Below are 26,904 nucleotides of genomic sequence, written 5' to 3'. Positions count from 1 at the left end.
TATTAGGGACGACTATCGGTCTGACGTGTTCGAAGCAGAGACGACACTCTCACCGTGACGACAGATTAGGTCACCGCGAGAAACGCTTGGTTGTGTGCCTGTACCGCCTACTCACATGATTATGCGCTGTTACAGCTACAGGTACAGCAGCACGTACACGTGTGGGAACAGGAACAGCTTCCCGCTACACCGGCGCTAACAGGGGCATTGCGACCTCGTTCGGACTCGTCCGTGATATCTAGCTTCATACTGCATTCACACATTATTACGTATACTTATAAATTTATCCTTCTGACATAATTATTGTAATATATATTGTCTAGAATATGGTTTTCACGAATCATTTCAACTCGTAGTCCTGTACCGCAGGTAAATCACCGATGCGAGAGACGTATATTTGCAATGATTATTAGCTTTTTCTTAGTGTTCGGTTGACGACGGCGAGAGGCTCACTCGGCCGCGTGAATCCGAGTATAGTAGTTGAACATGTCCTCGTGACTGGTTCGTTCTACCGTCACCTCCGCACGCTGCGTGTCTATCGCCGAGCGCACCTGCTCGACGTCGGCGTCGTCCCGCAGGAATCCTCGGCGATCCTGTCCGCTCTCGAACAGCCGTCCGTTTCGGACGAACTCCGAAATTTGTTGGTTGTCACTGTCTCTCCCGCCAACGATTCGGACGACTGACGGGACATTGTCCCGTAGTTCGGTTGGCTTTCCGGAGGCGACCACGCCACCGTGGTTGACGAAGACGATTCGGTCGGCGATGTCCACGTCGCGCGGGGTGTGACTCGTCATGACGACGGCCTTCTCGCGCTCCAGTTCGTCTTGTAGCAGCGAGTGCAGCTGGTCGATGGTCGTCATATCCAATTCGGAGGTCGGTTCGTCGAGCAGGTACAGCGGAACATCCGTGCTGAGGGCGATGGAAAGCTCTAGCTTTTGTTTCATCCCGCCGGAGTAGTCTCGAACCGGACGGTCAAGGTCCTCCGTGAGGTCCATCATGTCCACTATTTCGCGCCAATCTTCGGTCGCGCTCGGGTGTAGTCCCTCGTAGAACGAGATGTTCTCGTAGCCGTTGAGATACGGGAGTGCAAGCCCGCCCTGAATCATGAAGCTCATGTACGACCGTGCTTCCTTGGGCGATTGGCCGAACACGCGGATACTACCGTCAGTCGGATTCAAGCCGCCAGCGAGACACGCGAGTAGGACAGTCTTTCCGGCTCCGTTCGGACCCATCAGCAGGGTCAGTTCGTCGTCCTCGATTTCGAGGCTCAGTCCGTCTAGAATGCCGCCTTCGTCGAAGCTCTTCGATACATCGTCCACTTTGATTATCGTTTCGCTCATCTACTCACCACCCTCTCCGTAGTACATCATGCGACGCATAACAAGTACGGAACCGAGCCACAACACAATCGCGTATCCGGTGAGGAGCGCGAAGTGTTCGATGCCGTTCGGTACCGGTGGCGGTGTCAGTCCGGTTCCTTCGACGGAGAAGTCAGTCATGTAGTACATCTGCATTCGAGTCGCCAGCGAGTTCGGGAGCACGTTGACTATCCAGCGATTCCCCTCCGGAATCATGCGCGGTGACGCGCCGTTGAATCCCGTGATGAAGTAAAGAATCATCAACACGGTGTTCGAGATGGCAGTGAGGTACTCACCTTTCTGGACGACGACGGCGAGTAGGACGGCGATTGACATCCCGATAATGCAGAATAGGAAGAGCGCCACTGCCGTGATCGGAATCGACATCGAGCTACGCGGGTTGAACGACGCACCGTGCAGGTAGCCCGCGACTAACACGGAACAGAACGATACCGCTCCGAGCAGCGTCCCTGCGAGAAAACGACCGGTCAGGTCTGCCGACGGGGAAACCGGGAGCGAACGGAGCTTTCGGTAGCGCTTTGCTTCCAAGTCGTCGGTGAAATTGTTGGCGAACGTGACGAGCGAGACGGTGAACGCCCCAAAGATACCGAACGAGATGGCGTTGCTCGCCTTTATACTTGACAATACCGTCTCCACTTGGTCTGCGGGCACCTGTTCGGGAACTTCAATGAACAACGCCATCGTCAGGAAGTACCAACCGATGGGCCAGCCTATCGACCAGAAGAGCGCAACTCGACTTCGAAAGAGTTCCTTGATAGCTCGGACGAAGAAACTCTTCACCTGTCGCGGCCACGAGGAGTGGGACGACGTACTATAATGTGTATTCATTCGTACCTTCGATTCGTTTTCGTTACCCATGACATTCTAATTCTCTTATGATAGACAGTGAGAATATAGGTATATAGTCTTTTCCCAGTAAGTTGTCGTATCAAAGTGGATGCCGTCTTCGAAAAACGCCGGGTGTCCCGAGTCGGCAAGTTCGAGAGGGAGAGAGTCGCCGGTCACTGATGACAGCTATGGTGCACTAGCTTCGGTCGCCGCGCGTAGCCCTTCATCTAAAAATTCGAGTACGTACGGCCACGTATCGGCTTCCGCGTTCGCCGTCCCCTCGGGCGTCCCACCCAAGGCGAAGGGGAGGCCGGGCATGAACTGCCCGCTAGTCGTCGAGTCAGTCGTCGGTCGGTACGGAACGCCGATGCCATGACCGGCATTCTCGTAGGTAAGGTGTTCGTATCGATGCGAGTATCCCTTTTCGTCAAGTCGCTCGACTACCTCATCAGCCATCTCGGAGGCGGGCCACATGCGGTCGTCTTGACCGCTGACGAGGAGTACCGGCCCTCCAATATCTTCGACCGAAATCGTGGCCGATTCGACCGTCTCTTCGTCGGCTTTTTCGAGGCCGCGTCGGTACACCGACCCGAACGCGAGCGGTCGTCGAATGACCCACGATTTCAGAGCGCTGAGGAGCGTCCACATCGTGAAGTCGTAGGAGACGTACGGGACTTGTGAGCCTTCGGTGTTCCACGCGGACCCGGCCGTTTCCCAACCCTCCGGGAGACCTTGGAAGACAACGTGACTCGGTGCGAACGCGACGACGGTACTGATTTCGACGTTGTTCGCTCCGAGCAACAGCGCCAGTTCGGCCCCGCGAGAGTAGCCGACAATGCCGATGGGCGCGCTCTGAATGTCGCTCCGAGCACTCAGCCAGTCTATCGCGGCTTCGAAATATTCCTGGCGCACGTGCTGAAGAGCGTCCGGAAGACCGTCCGTGCCGAAGTACGCCAGCGCGAGAACCGCGTAACCGTTGGAGGCCAACAGTGACGCCGTCTGCCAGTTCGGGAGACCACCTTCGGACCCGCCAAGCAGTATCACCGGTTCGTGTGGGCCGTCTCCCAGCGGTTCGTAAAACTTCGCCACGAGTCCCTGCTCACGCACGTCCGTCGTTTCGATACCCGGGACGGCGAAGTGGCGCTCGAACTCCGTCGATGCGATTTCCTCGCCGTCGTCCATCGCGGTCAAGTGCGCGACGACCGAAGTCACGTCTTCGTCGGAACCTTCGGTCATGTCTTTGGCCGTCTCCAGCGACATCGACCAGAACAGTCCCATCGGATCTGCGCTCTCGTAGGTGCCGCTAATCGGTGCCTGAGATGATAGGTCTATCTGTCCCTCGTCGTCCGCTTTGAACGTCGCCCTTGACGCCCAAATGCCGTCTTCGAGCGGCATTCGCGCCTCGACAGTGATGTTTGCGCCCGGCTCGATACCGGCAACGAGTATTTCGACTGGCTGGCTGAACAGCGGCTGTTCCGGCTCCACCTGAATTGTAGGAGACTCTGACTTTCCTCCCTCAACAACCATAATAATTGTTCCTTCCTGATGATAAATATAAGTATCGTGTTCAGAACGGGGGAGAACGTTTTTTATCGGAGCGTTCGCGCCGGGTTTAAATACTGGTGGTGAATATATAAGATAACAGATGAATTTGCTGTGGGGTCTGCTGGTCGTTGTATTTCCGGTGTTGTCCGGCACGTATTACTTTGTCCTCTCGGCAGTTGGCGGACGGGTTTTCGGCTACAAGTTCCAGGAAAGGCACAATAGCTGGCTGTACGTCCCCTTCGTCGCTGCATTCACAGTCGCAGTCCTGTATTCGTTCCCGCTCGAACTTCCGTTCACGTTCCGCCCGTACTACCTCCTCTTTCTGGTAGTGGGTGTCGGTATGTACCAGTTTGACGTGGCGATAGTGGCGTACCAAACCGGCCGCCGCGCTACCAAGGGTCGCCAGCGACTCCGCTGGATGGTTCCGGTTCTGGCTATCGCACCGGCTGAAGAAGTGGTATTCCGCGGTATCCCGACCGTCGTGCTCGCCGAGTACGGTGCTATCGCATACGTCGCGTCGTCGTCGGTGCTGTTCGGTATCGTTCACCACCGCGAAGGAAAACGAGAAGTCGCGCTCAAAACCGCCAACGGCGTCGTCTACTGTCTCCTGTACGTCGCTACCGGGTCGTTGCTATCGCCGATGCTGGCCCACGTCGGCTACAATCTCGCGTACATCTACTGGGCCGTCGGCGGTTTCGGAAACAAACGGTGAGTCGCCGAGAACGGAGCGGCGAGACTGGTTACGACCTTCGTCCAGAAACCGATAAAAAGTATTGGAGCGGTCGTACTACGGGTACGGGTGCGGCTTGTCGGTGACTTCGACGTCGTCTAACTGCGGATGGTTCGCCGGGAGAAGAGACGGCGGCGACAGCATTACGAGTTCGGGGATGAACACGCGCGTCACCCTGAAGCCGAGTTCCTCCACGTCGCGCGTCCCGAGGTCGAATGCGACCGGCGTGCAATCGGCCGCTTCGAGCTGGTCGAGACAGTAGTCGAGTTTCTCACCGACGAACCAGTCGCCGACGTCAGCCGGGAAGTCGTACTTCGACTCGATGTCTACCGTGTCGCCTTCCAAGAGGTGAGAGACGTCATCGAAGTTCTCCGGACGCGCGTAGTAGAGGACGTTCACGTCGAAATTGTCGTTCATGTCCGACCGGACGATTTCGTCGCCGTCGTGCTGTATGACCATCTCTGTGGCGTAGGGCCAGCCTTGGATGGTTTCCACGAGTGCGTCTATCATGGCGGTTTCTAGGTCAACCGCCGCTCCCCCACCGAGCATGAAGTTTGGCGTCTCGTCGCGCTGGTTGACGGTGATTGCACCCACCGCCGGAATATCGAACGACGAACCGAAGTCCACGAGCGTCACGTCAAGGTGTTCGTTGTCGATGTGTTCGTCGCGGAACTCCTTGACTCGTGGATACGCGTCGAGGTCTATCTTATTCGGTCGATCCTGTCTCGCCCACATCTGCATGAAGGCGTCTCGCTCGACGAGTTCGTATATCGACCCGAGAATCGCCGACTCGAGCGAGCCACCGGCCGCACAGCCGTTCGACGTTCCCATGAATCGCGTCGGGCGGTCGGCCATCGGCCCCATGCTCATCCAGACGTGTTCTGCGGGAATGTGCACCTCTTCGCCGGTGTGCATGTTCGTGCCGCTCGTCCAGTAGATTGGTGTGTCGTACTCGAAGGGGGCGAGTTGTTCCTCGCGCACCGCCTCGGAGAAGATGTCGAGATGCTCGTACTCGACGACAGTCTCGCGCTCCTGCATCTCCTCGTAGGTTGCTTCGGTGATTTCCTCGACACCTTCGGGCCAGCACAGGCAGTAGCGTTCAACAGTCTCCCCGATGCTGCTCATCAGCGTTTCTTCCAAATTCTTCCCTTTGCCGCCGAGTCCGAGGCTGACCTCGCCTCCGAGGTCGGCCAACTCCGCGAAATCACAGGTCGTCGGTTTGCTGAGGGAGGCGTCGGGCGCTTCCCGCTCCATCTGGAGCGTGTGCACACCGTTGACGATGCCCGTCCGATTACCGAGCAACCGCATGAACTGCGGTTCGATGGCCGTTTCGACCGGCGCTCGAGGTTGCATCTAGTCGTCCCCCATCGACCCGATTCGGTCGGCCTCGACCAGGTCGTCGAGACTGACGAGTCGGGCATCGTCGTCGCCGGTCGTCTTGCCACAGACCTCACAGCGCGGAAGTTTGAGTACGTCGTTGATTTCGACAGAGAGATCCATCGAGTCGAACTTGATAATCCGCCCGGCGGTGTACCCCACACCGTACGAGATGAGGTGAAGCAAATCGAGCGCCAGATAGCCCGCGATGGCCCGCGAGAGGGACGGTAGACCGACCGCCGCGAGGTCTTCCCTCTTCGAGACAGCGTTTTGGTAGCTGGCGTAGCCTTCCACGTTCGAGATGTTCGACAGCATACGTTTCTCGAAACACCGATAGCAGGCAGTCTCGCCGGGGAACACGGCAGGTCCGACGATACCATCGAAGCCGAGCACGTGCGCCGAAACCCACGGCGTCGTCGTCTCGTGGGCTATCTCGTTGATGTCGGCGACGATTTCCGCGTACCTCCGGTCGGCGGTGTAGACGACGAAGTCCGCGGCCTCGATTGCGCTTCTGAGGTCGAGGTCGTCTACCAGCGTCACGCCGTCTTCCTCGGCGATGTCCGGGTCGTCGGGGTCGCTTTTCGGTCGGTAGAGCGCAACTTCTGCCACGCCCATTGACAAGAGGTCTTCGGCCACCATCGAACCCATTTTGCCGAGCGTGACGATGAGAACCTGCTTGGATTCGAGTCGTTCCCGATCAGTTCGTCGGAAGCGGGACTGCAGCGCCAGGTGCGGATACACCTCGTCGCCCTCGTGTTCCGGTCGGTCGTAGATGATATTCTTCTCTTGGAGGTTGTCGAGCGCCTGCGCGACCTCGTCGGTCTGGTCGTCGGGGAAGGTGTGGAGAATCTCCTTGACGTGGGTTTCTCCGTCGATGAGGTCTACGAGTCGCATTATCGTGTCGTCGTGTTCGGTGTCCTCGATAGTGACGATTGGACCGCTCCAGGGTCCGGAACGAATGTGGATGGTGTTCGCGTCCACCTGCGTGGGGACGAGCGCGGGGTTGAACACAGGGTAGGCCAGTTCGTCGGTGAACTCCTCGATGAGTTCCTTGGTTTCTGGTTCGAGTTCCTTCGAAGTAGCGCCTTGGTTCTCATTCGTCATCGTTCTCACCTCCGTCAACCTGACCGATAGATACAGTGTACAAGCTAGCCTCGTCGACGCCGTTGACGTTTAGGAAGTCGTTCATTTTCTTGTCGTAGTAACCCGCGAGTGGTACTGCACCGAGACCCATCGCCTCGGCGAATAGGAGCATGTTTTGTGCGAGGTGGCCGGACTCCTGAAGGATGAACCGGTAGCCTCGAGGACCGTACTTCGCCATCGACCGCCACATGGTGCCCGTTAGCGTGAACGTCACTGCCGAATCGAGTGGGTCGTAGATGTCCGCGGAGATTCCGTACGTCTCCGCGAGACGGTCACCGATGTCTTCATCGCGTTCGAGTACGCGAAGCGCGTGGGACTCGGATGCGTAGTAGTAGAGTCCGGCGTCGAGGTTCGGACCGGGATTCGGGATTGTAAGGTAAATCTCGACAGGGTACAGCCCGCCACCGGACGCATACGCGCGGAACTTCTTCGTCACGGGGTCGCCCTCTTCCGGTTCGCCGACTGCTTTCTCACCGGTCTTCCCGCAACTGTGTTGCAGCAGTGTCGAGAGCTGCTGAAGCGAAATGCCTTCGCCGGTGTGTTCGCGGTTGCTGCGGCGGCTGGCGACGACCGCGTCGATGCGTTCGTCAACCTCCTCCGGTGCGGGGAGTTCTATTTTCTCCTTTCCGCGGTAGTCGGGCGCGAGCTTCGCCTGCATGAACTGGAAGCTCGTCTCACGCGTGAACAACCCCGCCGACGGGCCGAGCCGAAAATCCTCGACTTCTGTGTACTTCGTGTTCTCGTGAAACAGCTCGGCAATGTTGTCGTCGCTGAACTCTTTCTGGGAGTATTTGTCCAGATAGGTGTCCGACGGCGATTGTCTTGTCGGGTCGTAGTGTTGACTCCTGAACTGTCGTAATTGTTCAACTGACACTTTCATAATAATAACAGATAAAAGATACACTATAAGAATCTTCCGACTTTAGAACAGTCTAGAAGATATTTTACTCAAATGACCTCAATGATGGTGATAGGACTCAACGGCCGAGTGTTGTGTTCGTCGCGGATCAGTTTCGTCGTCAAAAAACGCGACTGTTTCGTCGCGGTAGCGACTCTGCCGCCCGAGTCGTCTCGTTCGTCGTTAGAGGAACACTGTCGTGGTCGTGACCGTCGTGACCGTCGTAGGTGTCGTGAGGTGGAACACCATCTCTTCGGCGGCCTCTTTACCGGCTTCGACCGTGAACTCGGCGTCGAGGTTGTCTTTGAAACTCTCCATCTCGGGGCTCATGTTCTTGTTTGCTTGAACCACTGACATGGCTACATGAAGATAAGTTATTATGATATAAATAATTTACTTATACTAATACGTGTTAATGTAGACTTGTCTATAATATTATCGTTAAAAACTATGTCGGTTGTTTTAAATCACTCAAGGCGCAGGACGCACGGAATCTCTGTGGGATTCGACGCTCTGAGTAGCCCGTACGAAACGCCAGCGAGGCCGTCGAAGAGCGTCGGATTGACGAGTTCTGGCGAGTGACCTGGAAGTGCGAACTCCCCAGTTTCTGCGGCGCGGCTAGCGCACGCAGTCGCCGACGTGCGGGCGTCCTCGAACGCTTCGTTTCCATACCGAGCAGATTCGAGCAGGAGCGTGACGCGGCCGAAGTTCCCACCACGGAGGGCATCGTTCGCGTGCAACGTCTCTTCTATGTCACTCCCCTCGCTAGCCGTCAGCCTCCACTCGGACGCGCCGGACGGCCGCTCAAACGTTGTCTCCGCAGGGAACCAGCGACGGAATTCGGAACCCGACAAGCGGTCGTCCGTGGTATCGTTCGCAGCAGTCACAATCTCGTTGGCGGTTTCTACAAATCGTCGCTCGCCCGTCACCGCGCTCAGCCGAGAGAGTGCATACGCGAATTCGGTGGCTGGCTCGGACTGCTCTGACGTCCACGCACGACCGGAAGACGTCCCGCGATACTGCTCAAGAAGGTAGTCCCCGCGCGCGACCGCTGCCTCGTACATCTGGTCGTCGCCGAGCCGTTCGTAACCCGCGACCAACGCCAAGAGCGTCCCGGCTACACCGTCTGCGATGCAGTTCGAACCGTCTCCGTTCGGAGACTCTGCTCCAATAGCGTCCGCGATTCGTCTGGCGCAGACTCGCATCTTTTCGTCGTCCAGTAACTCCGCCAGTACGGAAAACCCGTACAGCAGCCCACCGACGCCCTGCGCCCCGCCTCGTTCAACCGGAATTTCATCATCCGAGACGAGGTTCGCGAGCGGCGCTATCGTCTTCTCGGCGGTGGTTTTGAATCGACTTTCCCCGGTTTGCGCATACAGCCCGGCCGCCGCGATTGCGATGCCCGGACGACCGGTGTCCAATGACGTGTCGGGTAACCGAAGTTGGCCCGACGGCTCGTTCTGCTTCGATTCGACCCACAGCCATGAGTACCCGCCCTCTTCGGAGTCGGCTGCCGCATCGACCACGTGGTCGAACACGTCGGCCGACAGTTCCAGAAGCGTCTGCTCGGTCGAAGGTGTCGTATCGGCGGCCGATTCGGCCACTGTCCCTCGTTCCGAGAGCGCGTGTTGCCCGAAGCACGCTTCCAGTATATGCATCTGTTCGCGTCTGTCCGATTCGCAGAGAGAATCCAACCGTCGCTTCGCGCGCTCGAATCCCGACTCGCTCGCCGTAATACCGAGAGAACTGCCGTCGAACGTCAGGTCGTCGCCGTCGAGCGTACACGTCAGACGAGGCGGGTCCAGTCGTTCGAGAGCCGTGCGCTCGGCCTCGTACACCGGGAACTCTCGTTCGGGATAGCCATCGTCGCCGAAGAACGACCCGGCCAACTGGTCGATTTCAACAGAGTAGCGCGCGCCGTCGCGGAGACAGTCTCGGGAACAGAGCGACTCGACAACTCGCATGTACTGTTGGGTCGCTCGGTAGACTAAACGGTTCTCGACGTTTCGAATCTCTTCGACGTCCACCACTTCGTCTAGTAACCGTCCGTCCTCGTGGAGCGATTGGAGCGTCCCGTACGCGTCCGTGAAACCACGGACGATGGCGTCCGTGTACTCGTCTGGCGGCTGTTCGGTACCGTCCACGCGCGGCGTGTTCTCGCGTCTGTCGATGACGGGATGCTCCATCGAAATCGACATCACGTCGGTGTTGGTTGCTTCGACTCGCGGCCCTCTGTACACCGAAATGCGAACCGAATCGGAGCCATTCCCAACGCCTGACATCACGGACAAATCTGGTCGCCGCTCGTCGTCGTCCGTTTCGATGCTCCACGGAACCATCGAAGTCAGTAAGACCGAATCGGAGAGGAACGACTCCACGTGGTCTGCGAACTCGCCGCGTTTCGAACCGACGTGTGGGTGCATGAACGTTTCGCCGTCAACCAACACCGGCTGTGACCCGTGGACGACTACATTTTCGAAGTGGCAATCGGTGAACTCGAAAGCGTACGCCGTCGCAATCAGCGCGCCCGCCCGCTCGTAGTATCGCTCAACCGCTGACTCGTCGGGACACTCCTCGTACTCAATCCACTCCATCCAGCCGTAGGTGTCCCGAGAGATGAACGAGGGACACTCGAATGCGGGCACCGAGAAGTCGTCGTTGAGCCGCTCCAGTATCGAGTAGAACACCTGCCCGGTTCGAACGCTCCGGGGTTTGTAGACGATTCGAGTTCCGCCCTCAAAGGTAACTTGAACCACTGCGCGACCGTCTTGGTGGGTATCGTCTGCGAGCGGTCGGAGGTCGGCGACTTTGCCGAGGGTGTCACCGCCGAACGACTTCGACAGCGCCTCCCGGTCTGTTCGAACTCGTTCAGCCACTTCACGGATGATTTCACGCCAGCGCCGTACCTGCCTCGTCAGCAGGCGCGCGAAGACTGGGTAGTTGAGGCACATATCCGTGAGGTCGCCGTCCAGCAGACTCCCGACGAATGTCTCATAGTAATCGGTCGGAGGCTCTTCGAATGCGTCAGGATTCGCCGCGGCCAACTCCTTATCCTGAGAGGCCACAAACGCCTTGAACTCAACGTAGAAAATTCGCGTGAAACGGCTCGAAAAGCGCTCGTGGAGCCACTCTGCCATGGTGTCGATAGCGGCGCTATCGACGTTCTCTACGTTGAGGTCGGTAACGAGGTGTTCTTTGGCGATTTCGACGACGACCGCGAACAGGTGGGTAAACGGGTGAGCGGGGTACGCCTCGACCGCCCGCCGCCGCGCCTCGGGCGAGGTTTCCCGAACGTCGGCTACCAGTCCGTCCAGGGTTTCTATCCACTCTGGGAGCGGTTCATCCTCGGGCCAGCGTGTGGCCGCTGCCGCTGTCGCACACTGCGATGCGGAGTACTCGGCGTCGACGAACCGTTGACGGAACTGCTCTTTGCCGCCCAGTTTTCCCTCCCAGACCGAGAGCAACTCTTCCGGTTCGAGCGGGGCGGTTTCACCGGATTCATTGGCCGGTCCGGACAGTCGTTCGTGGAGCGTCCGCGCACGCCCAGCAATAACTCTTTTCTCTTCGTTGCCGAACGCCGAACTCATCGATACCGGCTATTTCCACCCACTCATCATAAACCCCTTTGAAATCATATATGATTTAAAATTGAAACATAACTCTATCCGGGGAACTGAAATCGAACTGCGGGGAAGCGTCGAGAGTCGTTCTCTTGGTCACGATGAACACAGAGAAAAGATGGCTCGGCAAGTTTCGATAACGGATTCGACGGTCGCTATTGATGCGTTTTTAGCAGGAGAGTCGGCACTTTTCCCGATAGAGCGGGAAGAACTCGGACCCGTAGATGGTGCGACCTGTGGAATTGCACTGCTGCGTAGGGTTTGAGTCGATTCTCTACGACGAACCGGAGTTCCTCCTGCGGACGGAACTGCGGAATCCCTCTCGATACATGAGCATCCTCGAAGCGATTGCGAACGGTCACACGACTCCGAACGAAATCGCGGGCCAGACCGACATCAGGTCGGAGCCACTTTCGGGCTATCTCCAGCGACTGCGGCGTCTCCGACTGGTCGACCGGGAGGTGCCGGTAACGGCACATCAGAAGAAGTCAAAACGACCGCTCTACCGTATCGGTGACGAATTTCTGCGTTTCTGGTTTCGGTTCGTCGAGCCGAATCGCTCGAGCATCGAACAAGCGCCGAACCTCGTTCTCGAAGACCGCATCCTGCCGGAACTCGACCGATTCGTTGCGACGACGTTCGAGGACGTGTGTCGGGAAGCACTCTGGAAACTGGCTCGGACAGACCAGTTGAACGGCTCGTACGGCGCAATCGGTCGGTGGTGGTACGGCGGAGAGGAAATCGACCTCGTCGCGCTCGACGACCGGACGCCGTCGGCACTGTTCGCCGAATGTAAGTGGACGACCACGCCAGTCGGAATGAGTCTGGCTGACGACCTCCGAGAGAAAGCGAGCGACGTGCGGTGGAAGGTTGGTGAACTGATCGAAGAGTTCGCGTTGTTTTCGAGAGCGGGCTTCGAAGAGGGACTTGCCGACCAGCTTGGGAATCAGTGGTCGCTATTCGACGTCGAATCGTTGTCTGCGGTGTTCGAGAACGGCTAACGTCTGGCGGGAAGCCAATTGGTGCAAAGCCCCGGAAGTGGAAGGCACGAATCGGTGAGTGGACGAATCTGCGTGGCCGAGGGCGGCGACCTGTGTCACCAACACCTGTTGATTCTCTATCGGAATCAGTAATCCGAAGTAGCGATTCAATCCACTCGTACACTACGTACAGTACGTACACTTATGTTTGCAGAGTACAACTAGATACATATGCCCATTGATATCGATACATTTGAAGCTGCCTCTGAGAACGACCTCAAGCACCGCGGGACGAATGCTGAACAAGTCCTGTCGTTTCTCGCGGCCCATCCCGACCAAGCGTTTACCCCTGCAGAAATCGCCGAGGAAACCGGCGTCCTTCGAAACAGCATCAGCGCCGTCCTCGGTCGATTAGAAGAGCGTAATCTCGTTCGTCACCGGGGCCATTATTGGGCACTCGGTGATGATGAGGCACTCGCAACCTACACATCGACGCGCTCGACCGCCCGAGCAATGACAGATCGCTTTGGAGCCGAAGATCCCACCGAGTGGAACCCAACCGACGACTCCGAGTCAGAGGACACCTAAATACCATCCGCAGTTCGCGGTGAAGTGTGGTGGGGGCCTGCACTGTTCAAAGATGGGGGATATCTATCGCCCATGGCCCGTTCTCAGTGACGATTCACATCCATCCGGGACTGATGAATGTGTTGCGGTTGGCCTCACAACGACACCGCATACAGAAGGAATTCAAATTACTCGTACTGACTGGGCAGCGGGCGGGACGCCACAGCAAAGTTATGTTTCTCCTTGGTACTGTACAACGATTAAGTTCGCAGATTTCGATCGTCACCAGGGCACTCTTGAGACGGCACTCACCGAGCGTGTCGCGACTGAACTCGGTCAGTATATCGGAATTACAGTTGAGCGCTGACTCTGGCGTTCACTGGTTTCTCCTTCTGCCTGGAAACCCATAAGCAGAAGTGTAATCCCACAGGTCGCCGCCCTCGGCCACGCGCGAAACCTGTGTCCCACCAAACCACCGACTGTCATCGGTTCAATCACTTTTATCGTTTCTCTGAGGACTACTTTGTATGGAACAGAGCTATCGCCGGAGAACCGTTCTTAGAACCAGGGCTGTCGGCACGGTACTCACGCTCACAGGGTGTTCATTATTTTCTTCCGAGTCAGACAAGTCGGACTATCTCCCACTGCTCGCAAATATAGAAGGCGTGAATCGGCATCCCAGTCACATACTGATGCTGTCTCAAACAATCCGGATAGGAATACTGAAAGGTCAGCGTCCTCAGATGCGTATATGGAGTCAAGTGAATTGAATCCCTTCGCACTCATCAGTGATGAGATACGGGCGAAGATAATTAAAGCACTAGGCGATGCGAGGGTAGAGAAGGGAACAAAACCGATACTCACATTTACCGAGCTGATGACCCGGACGGCTGTTGACATACCAAGCAGCCACTTCAATTATCACCTACAGCGTCTTCAAGGAATCTTCGTTGAGAGGGTCGATGAGGGGTATCAGATGCGAGTGGAGGGACGCATCGTCTATCATGCACTCCGATCTGGAACCCTTGATCGACCTGATGTAGACTGCAAATACACGCTTGACACAGCCTGTTATTACTGTGGTCAACCAATGGAGGCAATATTTGAAAATAGCGTCGCTCGAATCCAGTGTAGTGACTGTAACCATCTTTACGAGATTATGGGTATTCCACCAGCCCTTGACCCTACAGGGACAGATCCGGTCACGCAGTTCGAACGATATTGTCGTCAAATGCAATTTGCATTCACAAACCGCAGCTGTAGGACGTGTGGAGATCGAACAGATATCGACGTCCTCCGACCGCCACATATTCCATTCAACACAGATAACCGGGAAGTAGTAAGCATATACAGTTCGTGTCCATCCTGTGGAGACCAATTTTTCCTCTCAGCCGGGGAACTGATTCTGTACGATGAGGGCGTCATTTCGTTCTGTCACGATCGAGGGCTCGATGTCCTTAATCAGCCGGTGTGGACGATTCCATTTGCGGCAACAGATCGTTCAGTCGTTGTTTCGAGTGAGGAGCCGCTAACTCTCTCGGTTCGTATCGAACTAGGTGGAGAAACTCTTCTGGTTCGAGTAGATACCTCTGCAGAGATTATCGAACGAATTCGTTCCTGACCGGTGTCGTACGTATCCAGAGCAGTCCGGCAGCACCTACTGACAGACAGCCAGCAACTGCAAGGAATACAATGAGACCGACACGTTCGGCAAACTGACCGGCAACGAGATTCGCCCCACCACCAGCGAGAGATAGAGCCATCGAAACGCCAGATAAGACTGTCGCTCGTCCCACATCGTCTGCTCGGTCGTTCACGTATTGTGCCCGCAGCGGCTGGACGATACTCTGTATCGCTCGGATGAGGAAAACAACCGGAATAACAACGACGGGTAAAATTCCAACCAGAAGAAATGCGATGCCAACAACAGGGATGAGAAGACGGAACGAGTTGCTTACACCAAATCGGTTGGCAAACCAGCCGGTCGCTGCAGCCGAACACGCAGAAACCAGTTTGAGACCTGCATAGAGGACGCCAAGTGCGGCAACCGGAACACCCACACCTGTCACAGCAGGCTGTTCGAAGGCGCGGAGGACGTCAAAGAGTGCATAGAAAATGGCAGAGTAGACAATGAACCACCGGAGACCAGGGTCAGTAACAGTGGTTGAAAGTGTCCGAAGACCATCGACAAGCGTTAGACGACGTGTGTCGACAGTCGCTGTAGGAAGAGCCACAAGGACAGGCAGACCAGCAGCGGAGAGAGTTGCGGCTGCAACGAACGGCAGCGGCCACGCTACGGTAACCAAGACGCCAGCAATGACGGCACTAATGGCTGAAACAAGGAGTGAGACGGTACTGCCACGGCCACGAACTCGCGCAAACTCGTCGGAGTCAAGACGTTCAGAGAGAATCTCATAGAGCCACGCCGATCCAGTACCAGACTCAAGACTCCATCCAATTGCCCATAATATATACAGAAGAACATAGGCAGTTGGTGTGGTAATAACGGTATACAAGGCCATGACGAGAGTGGTGATAACGCTTGAAAGTGCGAGAGTTGACCGACGGCCGAGTCGATCACCAAGATAACCAGTGGGGATTTCAGCGAAGACAAGTGCGAGTCCAAATGCTCCCTGTGTCAAGCCAATTATACCGAGACCGAATCCACGTTGTTGTTGGAGAAAGATGATACCGACAGGAAGGTAAAAACCATTTGAGAGAGTTGCCTGGTAAAGGTAGTAGAGGAGAATTGTTCGCCGGGTAGTGGGCATAATAAGGGCTGGCCGTGCATGGTACTTGGCATCTCTCGAAAGCGCGTTTTAGTTGGAATTCCGACTATATCTCGGTAGTTCACTCTCCTACTGGCGACTAATAACGTTTGACCGCTACATCTGTGCTTTCTGTGAGCGTTCGCTGGTCGGTGATATCCGAGACCGTCACTTGGCGTGTCATGGAGAAAAAGAGCTGAAGCGGTGGTTAATTCGGCAGTTCCTTCCGTCCCGTTCGCACGCATGGCCAGCACCGGAAGTCACCGAGGCCGTCGCAGTCGCAGTCATCTGGTTCGGCACCGTTTTCATCCTCCGAGGGGAAGGCGTCGAGTGTCCCGTCGTTAATTGCGTTTTCGACGGCGGCCATGTGTTTACAGAAGGCGTTGCGGTGGACGTGATGTGGGCACGTGCATGCCATCAGTTTGCCAGCACGTCGTCGATGGAGACGGTGACTGGTTGTCTACCGGATTCTCGTGGCTCTCGTTGGTCACTTCGATGAGGCCTGGGACATCAACGTCGAAGGAAAACTGGTCTCACTGTGCGCGTTTCTGTGCCGTCTCGTCAGCTTCAAGTTCACTAGGGGATTTCGTTGACATGGTCTTTTAGTCTATTTAGGAGTTCGAGCGTTTCGATGACCAGCAGATTTCGTTGGTCGATCAGACGAGCGCAGTGCTTGCTCGAGAGCACGAGATAGAGCATTTGTTCGCCTTCGACAGTGATTTTCGGACGATGGGTTTCAAGATGGTGTCGGTTGATCGAGAGGTCTGAGAGACGTCCGAGATGGACATCACGCCCGGCGAATATGTCGCTGAGGCCAACAACGCGTGCCGCTAAGAGCGGCACGACAAGGGCACGCGATAGTCGAAGGAGATGGCCGACGACGCCTACGTGCGCATCGTGGTCGTGCCATTTGAGGTCACCGTCGGCCGACCCGTCGTTCAAAAACTCCACTCTGCAATTGCGACCTTCGACTACGACGGTCCCAAACGAGGGATGGTCGTTACGACCGGGCGATTCACCGAGCCAGCACAAGAGTATGCAACGCGTCTCAATAACAACAATGACCCGTACCCAATCGAACTCATCGACGGGAAACGATTGCGGGACATCGCCGACGAGGTGGGACTTGACCTCTATAATGGCTGCATCGAGATTCTATGCAACGAGACACTACGACCGTTCGATCCGACAGGCACCGTTGAAGCCCCTGTAAGAGAGGCGTTTCGTGACATCGAAAACATCGAACCGACAGACATTCCGAACTCCACGGCTCATGTGACGTTCGAACCAACCGCTGTAATCACTGCCAAAACGAATGCTGTCTTCGAAACGACTGTCGGCGTCATCCACCGCATCAACGAGACAGACAAGATAGTCGTTCACGCCGACCAGTCTCGCCCAACGGTTCTCGATGACGACGTCGGCCAGCTCATTGCAACCAACTTGCGCCGGAGCGTAAACCTCGATGAAGACTCGTTCCGCGACGAGTTCGACGACCTCGATGTGAAGCGATTCGGCCAAACCGAGACCGAGTACAAAGATTGGGCCGTCGACCGGATACGGGCCCGGCACACGACGACGGTACACTACACTGGCGATAACAACGTCGACTACGAGAAGACCTGTGAGCCGAAACAATCGGATATTTCAATGCAGTCCATTACGCCGATGTATCTTCCGAAAATTCGCCAGCGGACGGAATTACAGCAGTATTCGTACCCTTACGAGTATTACGCCGCTGGGCCATCACGCGTCACGATCGAAGACGGCATTCATCAATGTGTGCAATGTGGCGATGAGAACGCATCGACGTTCACCTACTGTGCGAACTGTGGCAGCATCAGCTGCGGTAGTCACACCAAGACCGAGCGAGTCGAAGGGACGCCAATTTGTACGGGCTGTGCAGTGACCGAACGGTTCGCATTCAAGACGAAGTACTTCTACGACGAGGAGAACATGGAGTCATTCAATGAGGAGTACGCCGCGATGCCAATCCAACAAAAGGCGATGGAGAACAAACCACTCGTCGCTGGCACGGTAGTCTCGGTTGTGCTAGTGGTGTTGCTAGTTCTTACGTCGGTTGGCGCTCTCTGAAGCGTGAGGAATGCATTGCTTTTCGGTCACTGACTAGAATTGGTCTCTCGTGTTCGTCGAACCAGTTCCGCAAATAGTAGAAAAAGAATACAACGAGAGAGTCACATTTCAGGCTTCTTCGAGGTGATATTCTACTTCGACACTAACCGAAACGTCGATTGGGCCACTTGTGACGCTTCCTGGCTCTGCTGTATCCATCGCCAATACCTGCCCCGCCCGCAATCGGCGAGGGCGAGAGTCAGGGTCAGTCACGATTGACTGCACACTCCCGACGGTCAGATTCTCAGCGGTGGCTGCAGCAGTAGCGTTCTGTCGCGCTGTGTTGACTGCATCCGTAATGGCCATCTGCCGGAGGTTTCGTTGAGTTTCTGTTTGGAACGTAAACGCAACCTCGTTGATCTCGACGCCAGCATCGTCAACCGCAACCGAGAGCACATCTCCGAGGCGATCCAGGTTCAAGAGAACGACACTGATGATTTCGGTTGCTTGGTACGGTTGGCTCTCGGGATCGGACTCTGAATGTCTCCCATGGTCTGGTGGCCGCTGTCGGATTCGAAACCGACTCGTTCGGATTCGCTCGTCGGGAATCCCCACCGCATCGAGTTCCTCCCGAAGCACCAGCGCTTGGTCTGCTACTTCGCGACGAGCGGTCGTAACGTCCGGATTGACCGCGCGGGCTTCAAACTAGAGGTCGACTTCGTCGGGTGGGGCACTCGTCCGACCAACGGCGGTGGTCGTAATCGTCTGCTCGGTCATACTCGAATATTCACTTCAATTGTGAAATCTGTTGTCGTGGCTGTGGTAGAACAGCTCTTGAAATTGGTTCGGTCCATCGTTGCTCTGTCGGCACTTGTCATGTAGATCGGTCTCCGAGCGCCACGGTTGTACAGTAGTCAAACGAACGCAAGTCACCGAGACCGTCGCAGATATGAGTGGGGAAGTTGAGTCCCCGCGTCGTTATCTGGGGGTTTCCCAACGAGTAGTCACCCAACAGCACATCCCTACCGTTAATTAAGGTTGCTGTAGAACCGACAAGACAGCATCAAGTCCTATGGCACTGCGTAGTTCTTACCTATCTTGGCAGAGCAAGCTAGAGAAATTCGAGCATAAAATCATCATCACTTGATCTCAGTCGTCCGATTGCGCCGTACTCACACCTGCTCGTTGCCCACCCGAGACGACCCCAGTCCGGAAGTATGTCCCGAGATACCCAGCAATCACACCCACTGCCCCAGTTGGGATACCGACTTTCAACGCTGTCGTGAGCGTGTTCCCGAGGTCGAAAAGGCTCTCGGAGGATCCACCCGAGCTACTTCCGCCGTCGTAAGCCAGCGACATGACGACGACTGCGACGACGACCATCACGTAGAAGCCGACGAATGACCCGACTCCGTTGACGACGGCGGCCTGCTTGCCGTCAGCTGTCGAGAGGCCACTAATTAGGCCCGTGACCGTTGCAATCGTTGGACCGGTGAAGAACGCGAGGATGATGCTCTGCAGGAGGATGAGACCGACGAACAGTTGTCCGAAGGAGTTCGCTATCTCGCCCTGCTCCGGGTTCGTGAACGTCCCCTGCATCCAGCCGACGCTGATGAATCCGGTGAGACCGATTCCGATACCGACAACGCCGAACACTGCGATTATCAGCCCGATGTTCTTGCCCGTGTTTGATGTTCTATACATCGAGCTAATAAGATGTGCGGAGCCACATAAATCGTTCACCACTGTTAACTTGTTTTGGCGAGAAAGAAGCGAAGAAGTTACCGACCGAACTCCACTTCGTTGCTTCTTCTACAGTTCCCCACGTCGGAAATCCGTCCAGCGAATCGTCACGTAGCGACGTTCCATCTGGAACGGCGAACGTAATCTAGCCGCTCCCGACGACACCAGCACCGAGCGAGTAGTCTGCATTGACGCACACCAAGGCGAACGTCTCCCCGAACCAGCGCGATCGGCGAGGGCCTTCGTTTCCCCATTGTTTATTTAGATATGTCTCTTTCCACAGTATTTATTTCGTATGAAACGAACAACCGCGTATGACCCGCCCTCCTCTCGAATGTAGTCGGCGACGAGCACTCCAAGCAGTGGGATGTTCGGGCGTTGCAACCCTTTCGGGGTGTCTGTCGTCGATTTCCAATACAGCATCGTCGTGTTCGGAACGCACCACCTTCTCTCTGGACAGAGCAAAAGACTCCTACTTGCTGAATGAGTTCACCACACCCGTCGATAGTCTGTCGTACGCTAGTCGGATTGCCGTGAGAGATGCGCTCGAGACTAACGAAGCGACCACGCTGGGATACTACGTTCCGCACCCACGGACGGAGTACGTCGTCACGGAGCAAGGAGAAGACTACTACCAAGTTGAGTACACCGTACACGACCGGATAGAGACACCCGGATACGAATACTCCGTGAAAATAGGAGTCGACGAATCGACCCTCTCGGACGACGAGATAGTCCATCACTTTACAGAGCTCCCCGCCCAAGACCGCAAGTCGATTCACAGCGCGTTGGAGAACAAGGTGAAAATCCACGCTCCACACTTCACCTCGTTTTCAGTCGTCTTCGCGTATGTATCCGACGAGTTGCGACAGGAGTCCCAGTTCGTCCCGAACACTGACACCGAGTACGTCGAATGGGAAGACACACTTTTGCGATTGACATTCGACAATGAGCGACCCGTCAAGGTCACACGTGCCGCCGTGACCGCCACCCTCGTCGCCGAGTCGTACGACGAATTCGTCGAGCACATCCACAGAGGAGAGAGTGTCGTTCTCGATGGCCTCACGCGCCAGCAGCGAGAAATCGTCATCCAAGCAATCGAAGATGGATACAACGAGTGTAAACCGTATTCGGAGGCGTACACTGCTCTTCTCGATCAACTTTCGATGGGTGAACGCGACTTCGTACCGCTCGTTCAGTATGAATCTGACAGATACTTTACACACATATATCGAAGATGATATTACGTCTACCCCGATCTGGAAATTGTAACTATACAGTCATCCGCTCAAACACCGTTCTACTCCCCGTTTTGAGGATGATGTCGTCCTCGCTTGAAGAGGTCTGGCGTTCAGAATCCGGCGGCTCTATCAAACCCCGTACATTAAAGCGCGCTCTATATTTTTCCTTTCGTATGGTATCATATCTTGGAGTAGACTGGGCTGGTGGCTGTTGGGCCGTCGTCAAAACAGGCAACGAGACGCTCGTTACCACCGAACCGTCGATACTCAACGTCTGGCACGAACACGGACAAGATGACGATGTCCGATCGATACTCGTCGACATCCCGATTGGACTTCCCGAAGATGGTGTTCGAGCGTGCGATGAGGAGGCGAGTGAACGACTGAAAAGCCAGGGAAACACCGTCTTTTCGATTCCTCGGAAAGCAATCGTCGAAACCGAGCAGTATGGTGATGCACGGGAAATGAACGGTGGTTCGCTGGGAAGCCAGAGTTGGTGGCTTTTCCCTCGAATTCGTGAGGTCGACGTCTTCCTCCAAGAGTACGAAGACGCACTCACAAAGATGTACGAGAGCCATCCAGAGATTTGCTTCCGACGCTTTGTCCATGATATCGAGTATGCGAAGGATACAGTAGCGGGGCGTGAAGAGCGGCTTGAAGTGCTACGCACTGATTCGGATCTTCATAAAGAGGTCGAAGCGGTCGTTGACCAGCGAAAGGATAGAGTGGAGTGGCACGAACGGATTTCGAAAGGGCGACTGGACGACGTTCTCGACGCAGCGGTACTCGCGCTGACCGCGAAGAGAATCGAACTAGGCCGTAGAAGTGAGTCGAATGAGTATCCCGCACTGCCCGAAGAGGATGATCCAGGAGAGGACGAAAAACTCGGGATATCGCCCGAAATCCTGTACCCTCGAGCCTTGTAAGCCAAAAACGCGCTTAATACTAGCATCGAGATGAGATCCTTACCAACGTTGTCTATAGACCTCAAGAAGAAATTAGGCAATTTCTCCGAAATCATCTGGTGGTTGTCGGTGTTTCGTTGCTTGTTCGTACGAATAGGCGAGTTCAAAGAGTCGCGGTTCGGCAAACGCTCGTCCCAAGAGTTCGACTCCAACCGGGAGTCCATCATCCGTGAAACCGGCTTGCACAACTATCGAAGGCAACCCTGTATGTGCAGCCAACTCGCAGGGTAGTTCGTCAAACGGCTGGTTATTGGGACGTTTGACCGGTGGAATCGTCGATGGGGGATACAACAGTGCGTCGAGGTTCTGATCCACTAATCGTTGTACGGTGTCTGTTTTGATTTGCTTCCGTCTTTCGAGTCGCTGGAGGTACTCACGGTTCTCATCAAGCGTCTCTACGTCAACATCGAGAAGGTCACTGGTCGCAATTCGAGACGCTATTGCTTCGGCAACTTGGCCCGTCTCAATGATTTCTGTGAGCGTGCAATACGGGAGTTCATTTTCCAATTCCGCCAAGTAGTGGTCGAAATCACGCTTGAATTCGTAGGGGATGACGCGAGCAGATGCCAGAAATTCCTGATCGATTATCTCGACAGAATCGATAATCGTGGCTCCCGCCGCTTCCATCTCATCAATTGCAGTCTCAATGACGGAGGTTACTTTCGTGGCCGCTGATTCGGGAGCACTTTCCTCGTTTTGTAACCCGAAAAATTCTTGGACAACACCGATTCGTGCCCCGTCAAGTCCGTGTTCGTCAAGATGGGAGACGTAGCCGTCATCGGGAATGTTCGCCACGCTTCGTGCCGTAATGGGATCCGCTGGGTCGTAGCCACTCAGGACATCAAGCATCCGTGCGGCGTCTGTAACAGTTCGAGTAATCGGTCCCGCCGTATCTTGGGTTTCACTCAGGGGAATGATACCGGTTCGGCTGACTAGCCCCCTCGTTGGTCGAAACCCGACCAGATTGTTGAACGCGGGGGGCGATCGAACGGACGAACACGTGTCCGATCCCGTCCCAACTACCCCTAAATTGGCTGCGATTGCCGCAGCGGTGCCGCCACTTGAACCGGATGGGCGTCGATCGAGGGCATACGCGTTTCGCGTCTCTCCACCGAGTGAACTGATCGTATCGACGCCGTACGAAAATTCCTGTAAATTTGCTTTTGCGAGAAGTATGCCACCCGCGTTACGGAGGCGTTCGACGATGAATGCATCCTGCGATGGCACTGACTCTGCTAGGGCCTGTGATCCTGCCGTGGTTGGCATGTCGTGAGTATCCTGATTGTCTTTGACGATGATCGGCACACCATGAAGTGGGCCGACAAAGCCGTCAGTATCGAATTGAGAATCGAGCTGTTTGGCCCGCTGGCGAGCGTTGGGGTTTACCGTTAGGATCGAGTGTAAATCGCCGTCGTATTCGTCTATTCGCGCCAGGTAATTGTCGATGAGCGATTCGGCAGTGACTTCCTTGGCTTCGATAGCCGCATGGATTTCGTCGATGGTTGCTTCGATGACGTCGAAGGACTTGGTGTCAGTTTTGGGCATTCTTTGTGCACTGTTACCAACCCAGTACCAAACAAACTCCGATGAGAATCTCCGTTGACACCCCAAACAACCCGTGAGACTAGCACATTATTTGATATTTTCAATATTTGAATTTCCAACTAGCTGGATCTGTATTTCACAGGGTGAGTATCTAAAGTCGTGTCATCGACCGAAGATTACATCTGGATAACAAAGAGTAACAGTAGCTGAAGAACAATTACACACGGATGTCCTATTGTCACAACGCCGAATCAAACTCCACCACGACCCACCCAACCTAATCGATGACCAACCCACTCTTTTCGACATACACGCAGGGCGAAAACCGCGTTACCTCAACGCTGATCAGCGTCCTTCAACACGTGAATAGTTCGCTGACCACCGATATTCTCGAAGCACTCACCGACGAGTCAGACCTCTCGTTACTTAGCTTCGAGAACCAAGTTACTGGTGTCAAGTCCGTGCCTGATGCCGCAATCCGATCCTCGAGTGCGATCTGGTTTGAAACCAAAACCGCACGGGATGCCGTCCGTAAGGAACAACTCGAAAACCATCTCCTTGCGCTTGACGAAGATGGTGCTGAACTCCAACGCCTCGTCGTTCTCACGCCAGATGGTGAGACGCCACGCGCTGTCGCTGCACTGGATGACGAACGACTGGTTTGGGCGAACTTCGATGATCTCGTGGACGTTGTGGAGGGAATCATGGCGAGAGATATCGCAAGCACGGAAGAGACGACTGCAGTTCCCACAGAGCGTGAGGCCTTTCTGCTCCGTGAATTAGCGCGCTTTGTGTACGATGAGGATCTCGTGAGCGGGAAGGAAGACCGTGTGCTCGTCGTGGCAGCGCGTCGTGCGTGGCCGGAGTATCAAGCTCATGGCTTATATTACTGCCAGCCAGGACGGTCGTTCAAGCCGGTCGAACACTTGGCGTTCTACACTGACGGAGAGGTCAAAACGGCAGTGCCGCGCGTTATCGGTCGTGTCGATGACGTACTCCTCACCGAAGAGGGTATCGAGGATGCAAATGAGTTGACCGACGAACAGCGTGAGCAATTACGACAGGTTCTGGATCCGGATTGGGAGCGATACGGTGAGCGCCAACAAGTACTATTTCTCGCAGACGATTTGGAACTGTCACAGTCAGTGCGCAATGATAAAACAGCGAGTGAGTCGGATCGTACGGTGGCATTCGTACAGGGACACCGTTATGTCTCATTCAGTGATCTGCAAGCAGAACCGGCAACGACGACTGAGCTTGAAGACTGACTCCAACCTCAACATCAGGGTCTAGCAAATACGCAGCGGGGCGAGTTGCTGATTGCAACTTATCAGATGTCGATTGAAGAATACTAGTGATTAAACAACTGTGCCAGAATTGGTGTTATATGGCTGAAAACTGGGCAGTGAGTAGCTATTCAGGGAGATTTTCTTCCGAGACGAAACAGAACCTTCGCAATCTCTACTCGAATCGCTGTGCGATATGTGGACAAAACGTGAATCCCCGTTTGGCCATCCTGAAGTCGAAGCTGCAGCCGTTGACGAAGACATTGACTGGGGTCTCAACGCGTGACAATTGCTGCCGTTGTGAATTTATGCCCACTGGTTTATCTTGCAGAAATTGATTTGCTGAGTTTCTTACTTCGTTAGTAGTTCGAAGGTGAGACGAACGTTGTCTGAGGAGAGACCTGACGTATCGAGACGGACTCGGGTTCCGACCGCAATTGCTTCAGAATCACACGCGACACGTCCCATGAGCCGTGGCCCTTCGTCTAACGTGATGATAGCGGACACGATCGGGGTATCTGACGCGAATCGCTCCGTTGGACGGTGAATACTGGTATAGCCGTACACCGTTCCAGTGCCTGCAATTGGCTCAAACTCCCACTCGTCGGAGTAACAGTCTGGACAGTATCGGCGTGGAGGATGATAGACGTGGTCGCATGCTTGACAGTGGGCAATACAGACATCACCGTTAGCCACGCGCTGCCAGTATTGGTGTTCGTATTCGGTCGTCGATGTCGGAATCGGCTTGTTAGTCGGCATGACACTCACCTCGTTCGAGGATTGCCACTGCTTGCGTTGAGAAGATTCCTCCGTTTCCATGAACGAGCGCTGTCGATGCGTTGTCAACTTGCGTCGCTTCGGCTCGTCCTTGTAGCTGACGGAGTGCTTCGGTAATATGAAAAATCCCACAGGGCATTCCTGGATGTGCTTGGGCGAGCGCCCCGCCGTGAGTGTTGAGTGGCCACTTTCCAGTTAATCGAAGAGCACCACTGTCAACGAGGTCGCCACCGTTCCCGCGTTCACAGAAGCCGAGGTCTTCGAGGATTCGAAGGACGGTAATCGTAAAGCAGTCGTATATTTGAAGGACGTCGATATCAGCATGATCGACAGTTGCTTCGGCCATTGCTCGCTGCCCTGCTTCTATCGCCCCCGTCTCATTGAACGATGGCATCTGAGAGATGTGATCGTGAGTATGTCGTGCGCCGAACCCGGTCAGACGGACTGGTACTTGATCAAGCTCGGCTGCGTTTTCTTCGGTGGTCACGATGAATGCCGCTCCGCCATCGGAAATTAGAGCGCACTGATCTGCAGTCAACGGAGTTGCAACCATCGGAGCGTCGAGAATCTCATCAGCTGATTTCGCTTCCTGTCGGTGTGCACGTTCCGCCCGCTGCAGCGACGCGTGCTCGTGAGCGATGGCTGCGATTTCGGCGAGTTGTTTCCGTGTCGTCCCAAACGTATCGAGGTGCCAGTTTGCAACATGGGCATAGAGCGAGGGAACGATGTTGGCGGGATCCTCGAACTCGCTGACACTGTCGGATAGTTCTTCGATAACTGTTCGTGGTCCGATGTCAGAATGGAGAGCGTCTGCGGCGACGACGAGGATCGTCTCGGCCTGTCCATTTTCAATCGCACCGGCCGCTCGGTGAATCGAGGTCACGTGGGATGCACCACCGACGCCAGTGAGTTCTGCAAAATTGAGTGGAGCGATTCCAAGATATTCGATCAGCCGAGGGAGTGGAAATCGCTCCGTTCGAAAGGGTGCAGTCGCGATAAGTCCGTCAATATCGTCTGGTTCGAGATCGACATCTCGCAATGCTTCGCGTGTCGCCCACATGTTCAGCTCCTCGTATCTGCAGTTGAGTGACTCTCCGACGCTCGTTTCGCCATACCCGATTAGCACTGGCTTCATTGGTCTCAATTGCATACGATACCGATCTCCAAGAAGGTTAGAGGAAATCATTGGTGCCAGAACGTGTTGGAAAACATCCATCAGCGGTACTACCACACGAGATTCACACCGCACTGTCGGTGACCCATGGTAGTAGTAATCGGTTGGGTACGGTGGAGTGCATCTATTTCTGCGAAATGGAGGGGGTCGCTCTCGCGATCCCCCTCTATTACAACGGTATAATCGATTAGTCCCTGTCTTGGTGGCGTCCAATGAGTGGAATCCCTGAGCGCGTGGCCGTGTAAACCGCTCCGTCAACCTGGTT

Annotated in this window: 21 protein-coding genes and 3 pseudogenes; 8 read left to right on the top strand and 16 right to left on the bottom strand. The window is 55.3% G+C overall.

Annotated features, from left to right (window positions below; all coding sequences use genetic code 11):
• Positions 1–449: 449 nt before the first annotated feature.
• The 3 genes from HL45_RS19150 to HL45_RS19140 form a co-directional block, all read right to left on the bottom strand.
• Positions 450–1,340: an ABC transporter ATP-binding protein gene (locus HL45_RS19150; RefSeq protein WP_049972819.1), complete on the bottom strand. Its 891-nt coding sequence runs from the start codon at positions 1,338–1,340 to the stop codon at positions 450–452.
• Entirely contained in the window at positions 1,341–2,207 is an 867-nt protein-coding gene (locus tag HL45_RS19145) for an ABC transporter permease (RefSeq protein WP_084157191.1), read from the bottom strand.
• Positions 2,208–2,393: 186 nt separating this feature from the next.
• On the bottom strand, positions 2,394–3,734 hold the full coding sequence (locus HL45_RS19140) for an acyl-CoA thioester hydrolase/BAAT C-terminal domain-containing protein (protein ID WP_084157179.1): 1,341 nt from the start codon (positions 3,732–3,734) through the stop codon (positions 2,394–2,396).
• A gap of 118 nt (positions 3,735–3,852) precedes the next feature.
• Between HL45_RS19140 and HL45_RS19135 the strand changes: the two genes are divergently transcribed.
• Positions 3,853–4,464: a CPBP family intramembrane glutamic endopeptidase gene (locus HL45_RS19135; RefSeq protein ID WP_049972816.1), complete on the top strand. Its 612-nt coding sequence runs from the start codon at positions 3,853–3,855 to the stop codon at positions 4,462–4,464.
• A gap of 75 nt (positions 4,465–4,539) precedes the next feature.
• Here HL45_RS19135 and HL45_RS19130 read toward each other — a convergent pair whose 3' ends face one another.
• From HL45_RS19130 to HL45_RS19115, 5 genes are all read right to left on the bottom strand, one after another.
• Positions 4,540–5,835 (bottom strand): YcaO-like family protein, encoded by a 1,296-nt coding sequence (locus HL45_RS19130; protein ID WP_049972815.1) that lies wholly within the window; start codon positions 5,833–5,835, stop codon positions 4,540–4,542.
• A complete protein-coding gene (locus tag HL45_RS19125) occupies positions 5,836–6,963 on the bottom strand; it encodes a TOMM precursor leader peptide-binding protein (RefSeq protein WP_049972814.1) in 1,128 nt (375 codons plus the stop codon). It abuts the gene before it with no gap.
• Entirely contained in the window at positions 6,953–7,882 is a 930-nt protein-coding gene (locus HL45_RS19120; RefSeq protein WP_049972813.1) for a SagB/ThcOx family dehydrogenase, read from the bottom strand. Before HL45_RS19120 ends, HL45_RS19125 begins: the two co-directional genes overlap by 11 nt.
• Positions 7,883–8,083: 201 nt before the next feature.
• A complete protein-coding gene (locus HL45_RS20980; protein ID WP_158413735.1) occupies positions 8,084–8,257 on the bottom strand; it encodes a hypothetical protein in 174 nt (57 codons plus the stop codon).
• Between the two features lie 110 nt (positions 8,258–8,367).
• Complete coding sequence (locus HL45_RS19115; RefSeq protein WP_049972812.1) at positions 8,368–11,487, bottom strand: type 2 lanthipeptide synthetase LanM family protein; 3,120 nt, start codon at positions 11,485–11,487, stop codon at positions 8,368–8,370.
• 299 nt (positions 11,488–11,786) lie between these two features.
• Between HL45_RS19115 and HL45_RS19110 the strand changes: the two are divergent.
• From HL45_RS19110 to HL45_RS20640, 3 genes and pseudogenes are all read left to right on the top strand, one after another.
• A pseudogene (locus HL45_RS19110) lies at positions 11,787–12,521 on the top strand (ATP-binding protein); the annotation flags it as partial.
• A 210-nt stretch (positions 12,522–12,731) separates the two neighbouring features.
• Positions 12,732–13,088: a MarR family transcriptional regulator gene (locus HL45_RS19105; protein WP_049972810.1), complete on the top strand. Its 357-nt coding sequence runs from the start codon at positions 12,732–12,734 to the stop codon at positions 13,086–13,088.
• Between the two features lie 730 nt (positions 13,089–13,818).
• On the top strand, positions 13,819–14,688 hold the full coding sequence (locus tag HL45_RS20640; protein WP_144240153.1) for a winged helix-turn-helix domain-containing protein: 870 nt from the start codon (positions 13,819–13,821) through the stop codon (positions 14,686–14,688).
• Here the strand turns inward: HL45_RS20640 and HL45_RS19100 are convergent.
• The 3 genes from HL45_RS19100 to HL45_RS21500 all read right to left on the bottom strand — a co-directional run bounded on the left by HL45_RS19100 (position 14,666) and on the right by HL45_RS21500 (position 16,678).
• The gene (locus tag HL45_RS19100; protein WP_049972809.1) at positions 14,666–15,838 is read right to left on the bottom strand and encodes an MFS transporter; all 1,173 of its coding nucleotides are present in this window, start codon (positions 15,836–15,838) and stop codon (positions 14,666–14,668) included. The genes HL45_RS20640 and HL45_RS19100 overlap by 23 nt on opposite strands.
• 205 nt (positions 15,839–16,043) lie before the next feature.
• Complete coding sequence (locus HL45_RS20975) at positions 16,044–16,253, bottom strand: SWIM zinc finger family protein (protein ID WP_158413734.1); 210 nt, start codon at positions 16,251–16,253, stop codon at positions 16,044–16,046.
• 158 nt (positions 16,254–16,411) lie between these two features.
• Entirely contained in the window at positions 16,412–16,678 is a 267-nt protein-coding gene (locus HL45_RS21500) for a hypothetical protein (RefSeq protein ID WP_049972808.1), read from the bottom strand.
• Positions 16,679–16,753: 75 nt separating this feature from the next.
• Between HL45_RS21500 and HL45_RS19090 the strand changes: the two are divergent.
• Positions 16,754–17,929: pseudogene (locus tag HL45_RS19090) on the top strand (restriction endonuclease); the annotation flags it as partial.
• Positions 17,930–18,037: 108 nt separating this feature from the next.
• Here the strand turns inward: HL45_RS19090 and HL45_RS19085 are convergent.
• Together HL45_RS19085 and HL45_RS19080 are read right to left on the bottom strand one after the other, a co-directional pair.
• Positions 18,038–18,592: pseudogene (locus HL45_RS19085) on the bottom strand (SIMPL domain-containing protein); the annotation flags it as partial.
• Between the two features lie 465 nt (positions 18,593–19,057).
• Positions 19,058–19,612, bottom strand: coding sequence for a hypothetical protein (locus HL45_RS19080; protein WP_049972805.1), 555 nt, complete (start codon positions 19,610–19,612; stop codon positions 19,058–19,060).
• A gap of 353 nt (positions 19,613–19,965) precedes the next feature.
• On the opposite strand from HL45_RS19080, the gene HL45_RS19075 reads away from it, so the two are divergent.
• Positions 19,966–20,892 carry a hypothetical protein gene (locus tag HL45_RS19075; RefSeq protein ID WP_144240152.1) on the top strand — a complete coding sequence of 309 codons (927 nt, stop codon included), beginning with the start codon at positions 19,966–19,968 and terminating at the stop codon, positions 20,890–20,892.
• A 77-nt stretch (positions 20,893–20,969) separates the two neighbouring features.
• A complete protein-coding gene (locus HL45_RS19070; protein ID WP_158413733.1) occupies positions 20,970–21,818 on the top strand; it encodes a DUF429 domain-containing protein in 849 nt (282 codons plus the stop codon).
• A 72-nt stretch (positions 21,819–21,890) separates the two neighbouring features.
• Here HL45_RS19070 and HL45_RS19065 read toward each other — a convergent pair whose 3' ends face one another.
• The gene (locus HL45_RS19065) at positions 21,891–23,402 is read right to left on the bottom strand and encodes an amidase (RefSeq protein ID WP_049972802.1); all 1,512 of its coding nucleotides are present in this window, start codon (positions 23,400–23,402) and stop codon (positions 21,891–21,893) included.
• Between the two features lie 284 nt (positions 23,403–23,686).
• Between HL45_RS19065 and HL45_RS19060 the strand changes: the two genes are divergently transcribed.
• Positions 23,687–24,670, top strand: coding sequence for a hypothetical protein (locus tag HL45_RS19060; protein WP_084157177.1), 984 nt, complete (start codon positions 23,687–23,689; stop codon positions 24,668–24,670).
• Between the two features lie 369 nt (positions 24,671–25,039).
• Here the strand turns inward: HL45_RS19060 and HL45_RS22005 are convergent, their stop codons facing one another.
• Positions 25,040–25,447: a Zn-ribbon domain-containing OB-fold protein gene (locus HL45_RS22005; RefSeq protein WP_158413732.1), complete on the bottom strand. Its 408-nt coding sequence runs from the start codon at positions 25,445–25,447 to the stop codon at positions 25,040–25,042.
• Positions 25,437–26,681 carry a thiolase family protein gene (locus HL45_RS19055; protein WP_158413731.1) on the bottom strand — a complete coding sequence of 415 codons (1,245 nt, stop codon included), beginning with the start codon at positions 26,679–26,681 and terminating at the stop codon, positions 25,437–25,439. The genes HL45_RS22005 and HL45_RS19055 overlap by 11 nt, the downstream gene beginning before the upstream one ends.
• Between the last annotated feature and the right edge of the window lie 223 nt (positions 26,682–26,904).

The organism is Haladaptatus cibarius D43, assembly GCF_000710615.1.
Taxonomy (GTDB): domain Archaea; phylum Halobacteriota; class Halobacteria; order Halobacteriales; family Haladaptataceae; genus Haladaptatus; species Haladaptatus cibarius.
The sequence above is the reverse complement of the archived record's forward strand: the minus strand, read 5'-3'. Positions and strand labels throughout refer to the sequence as shown.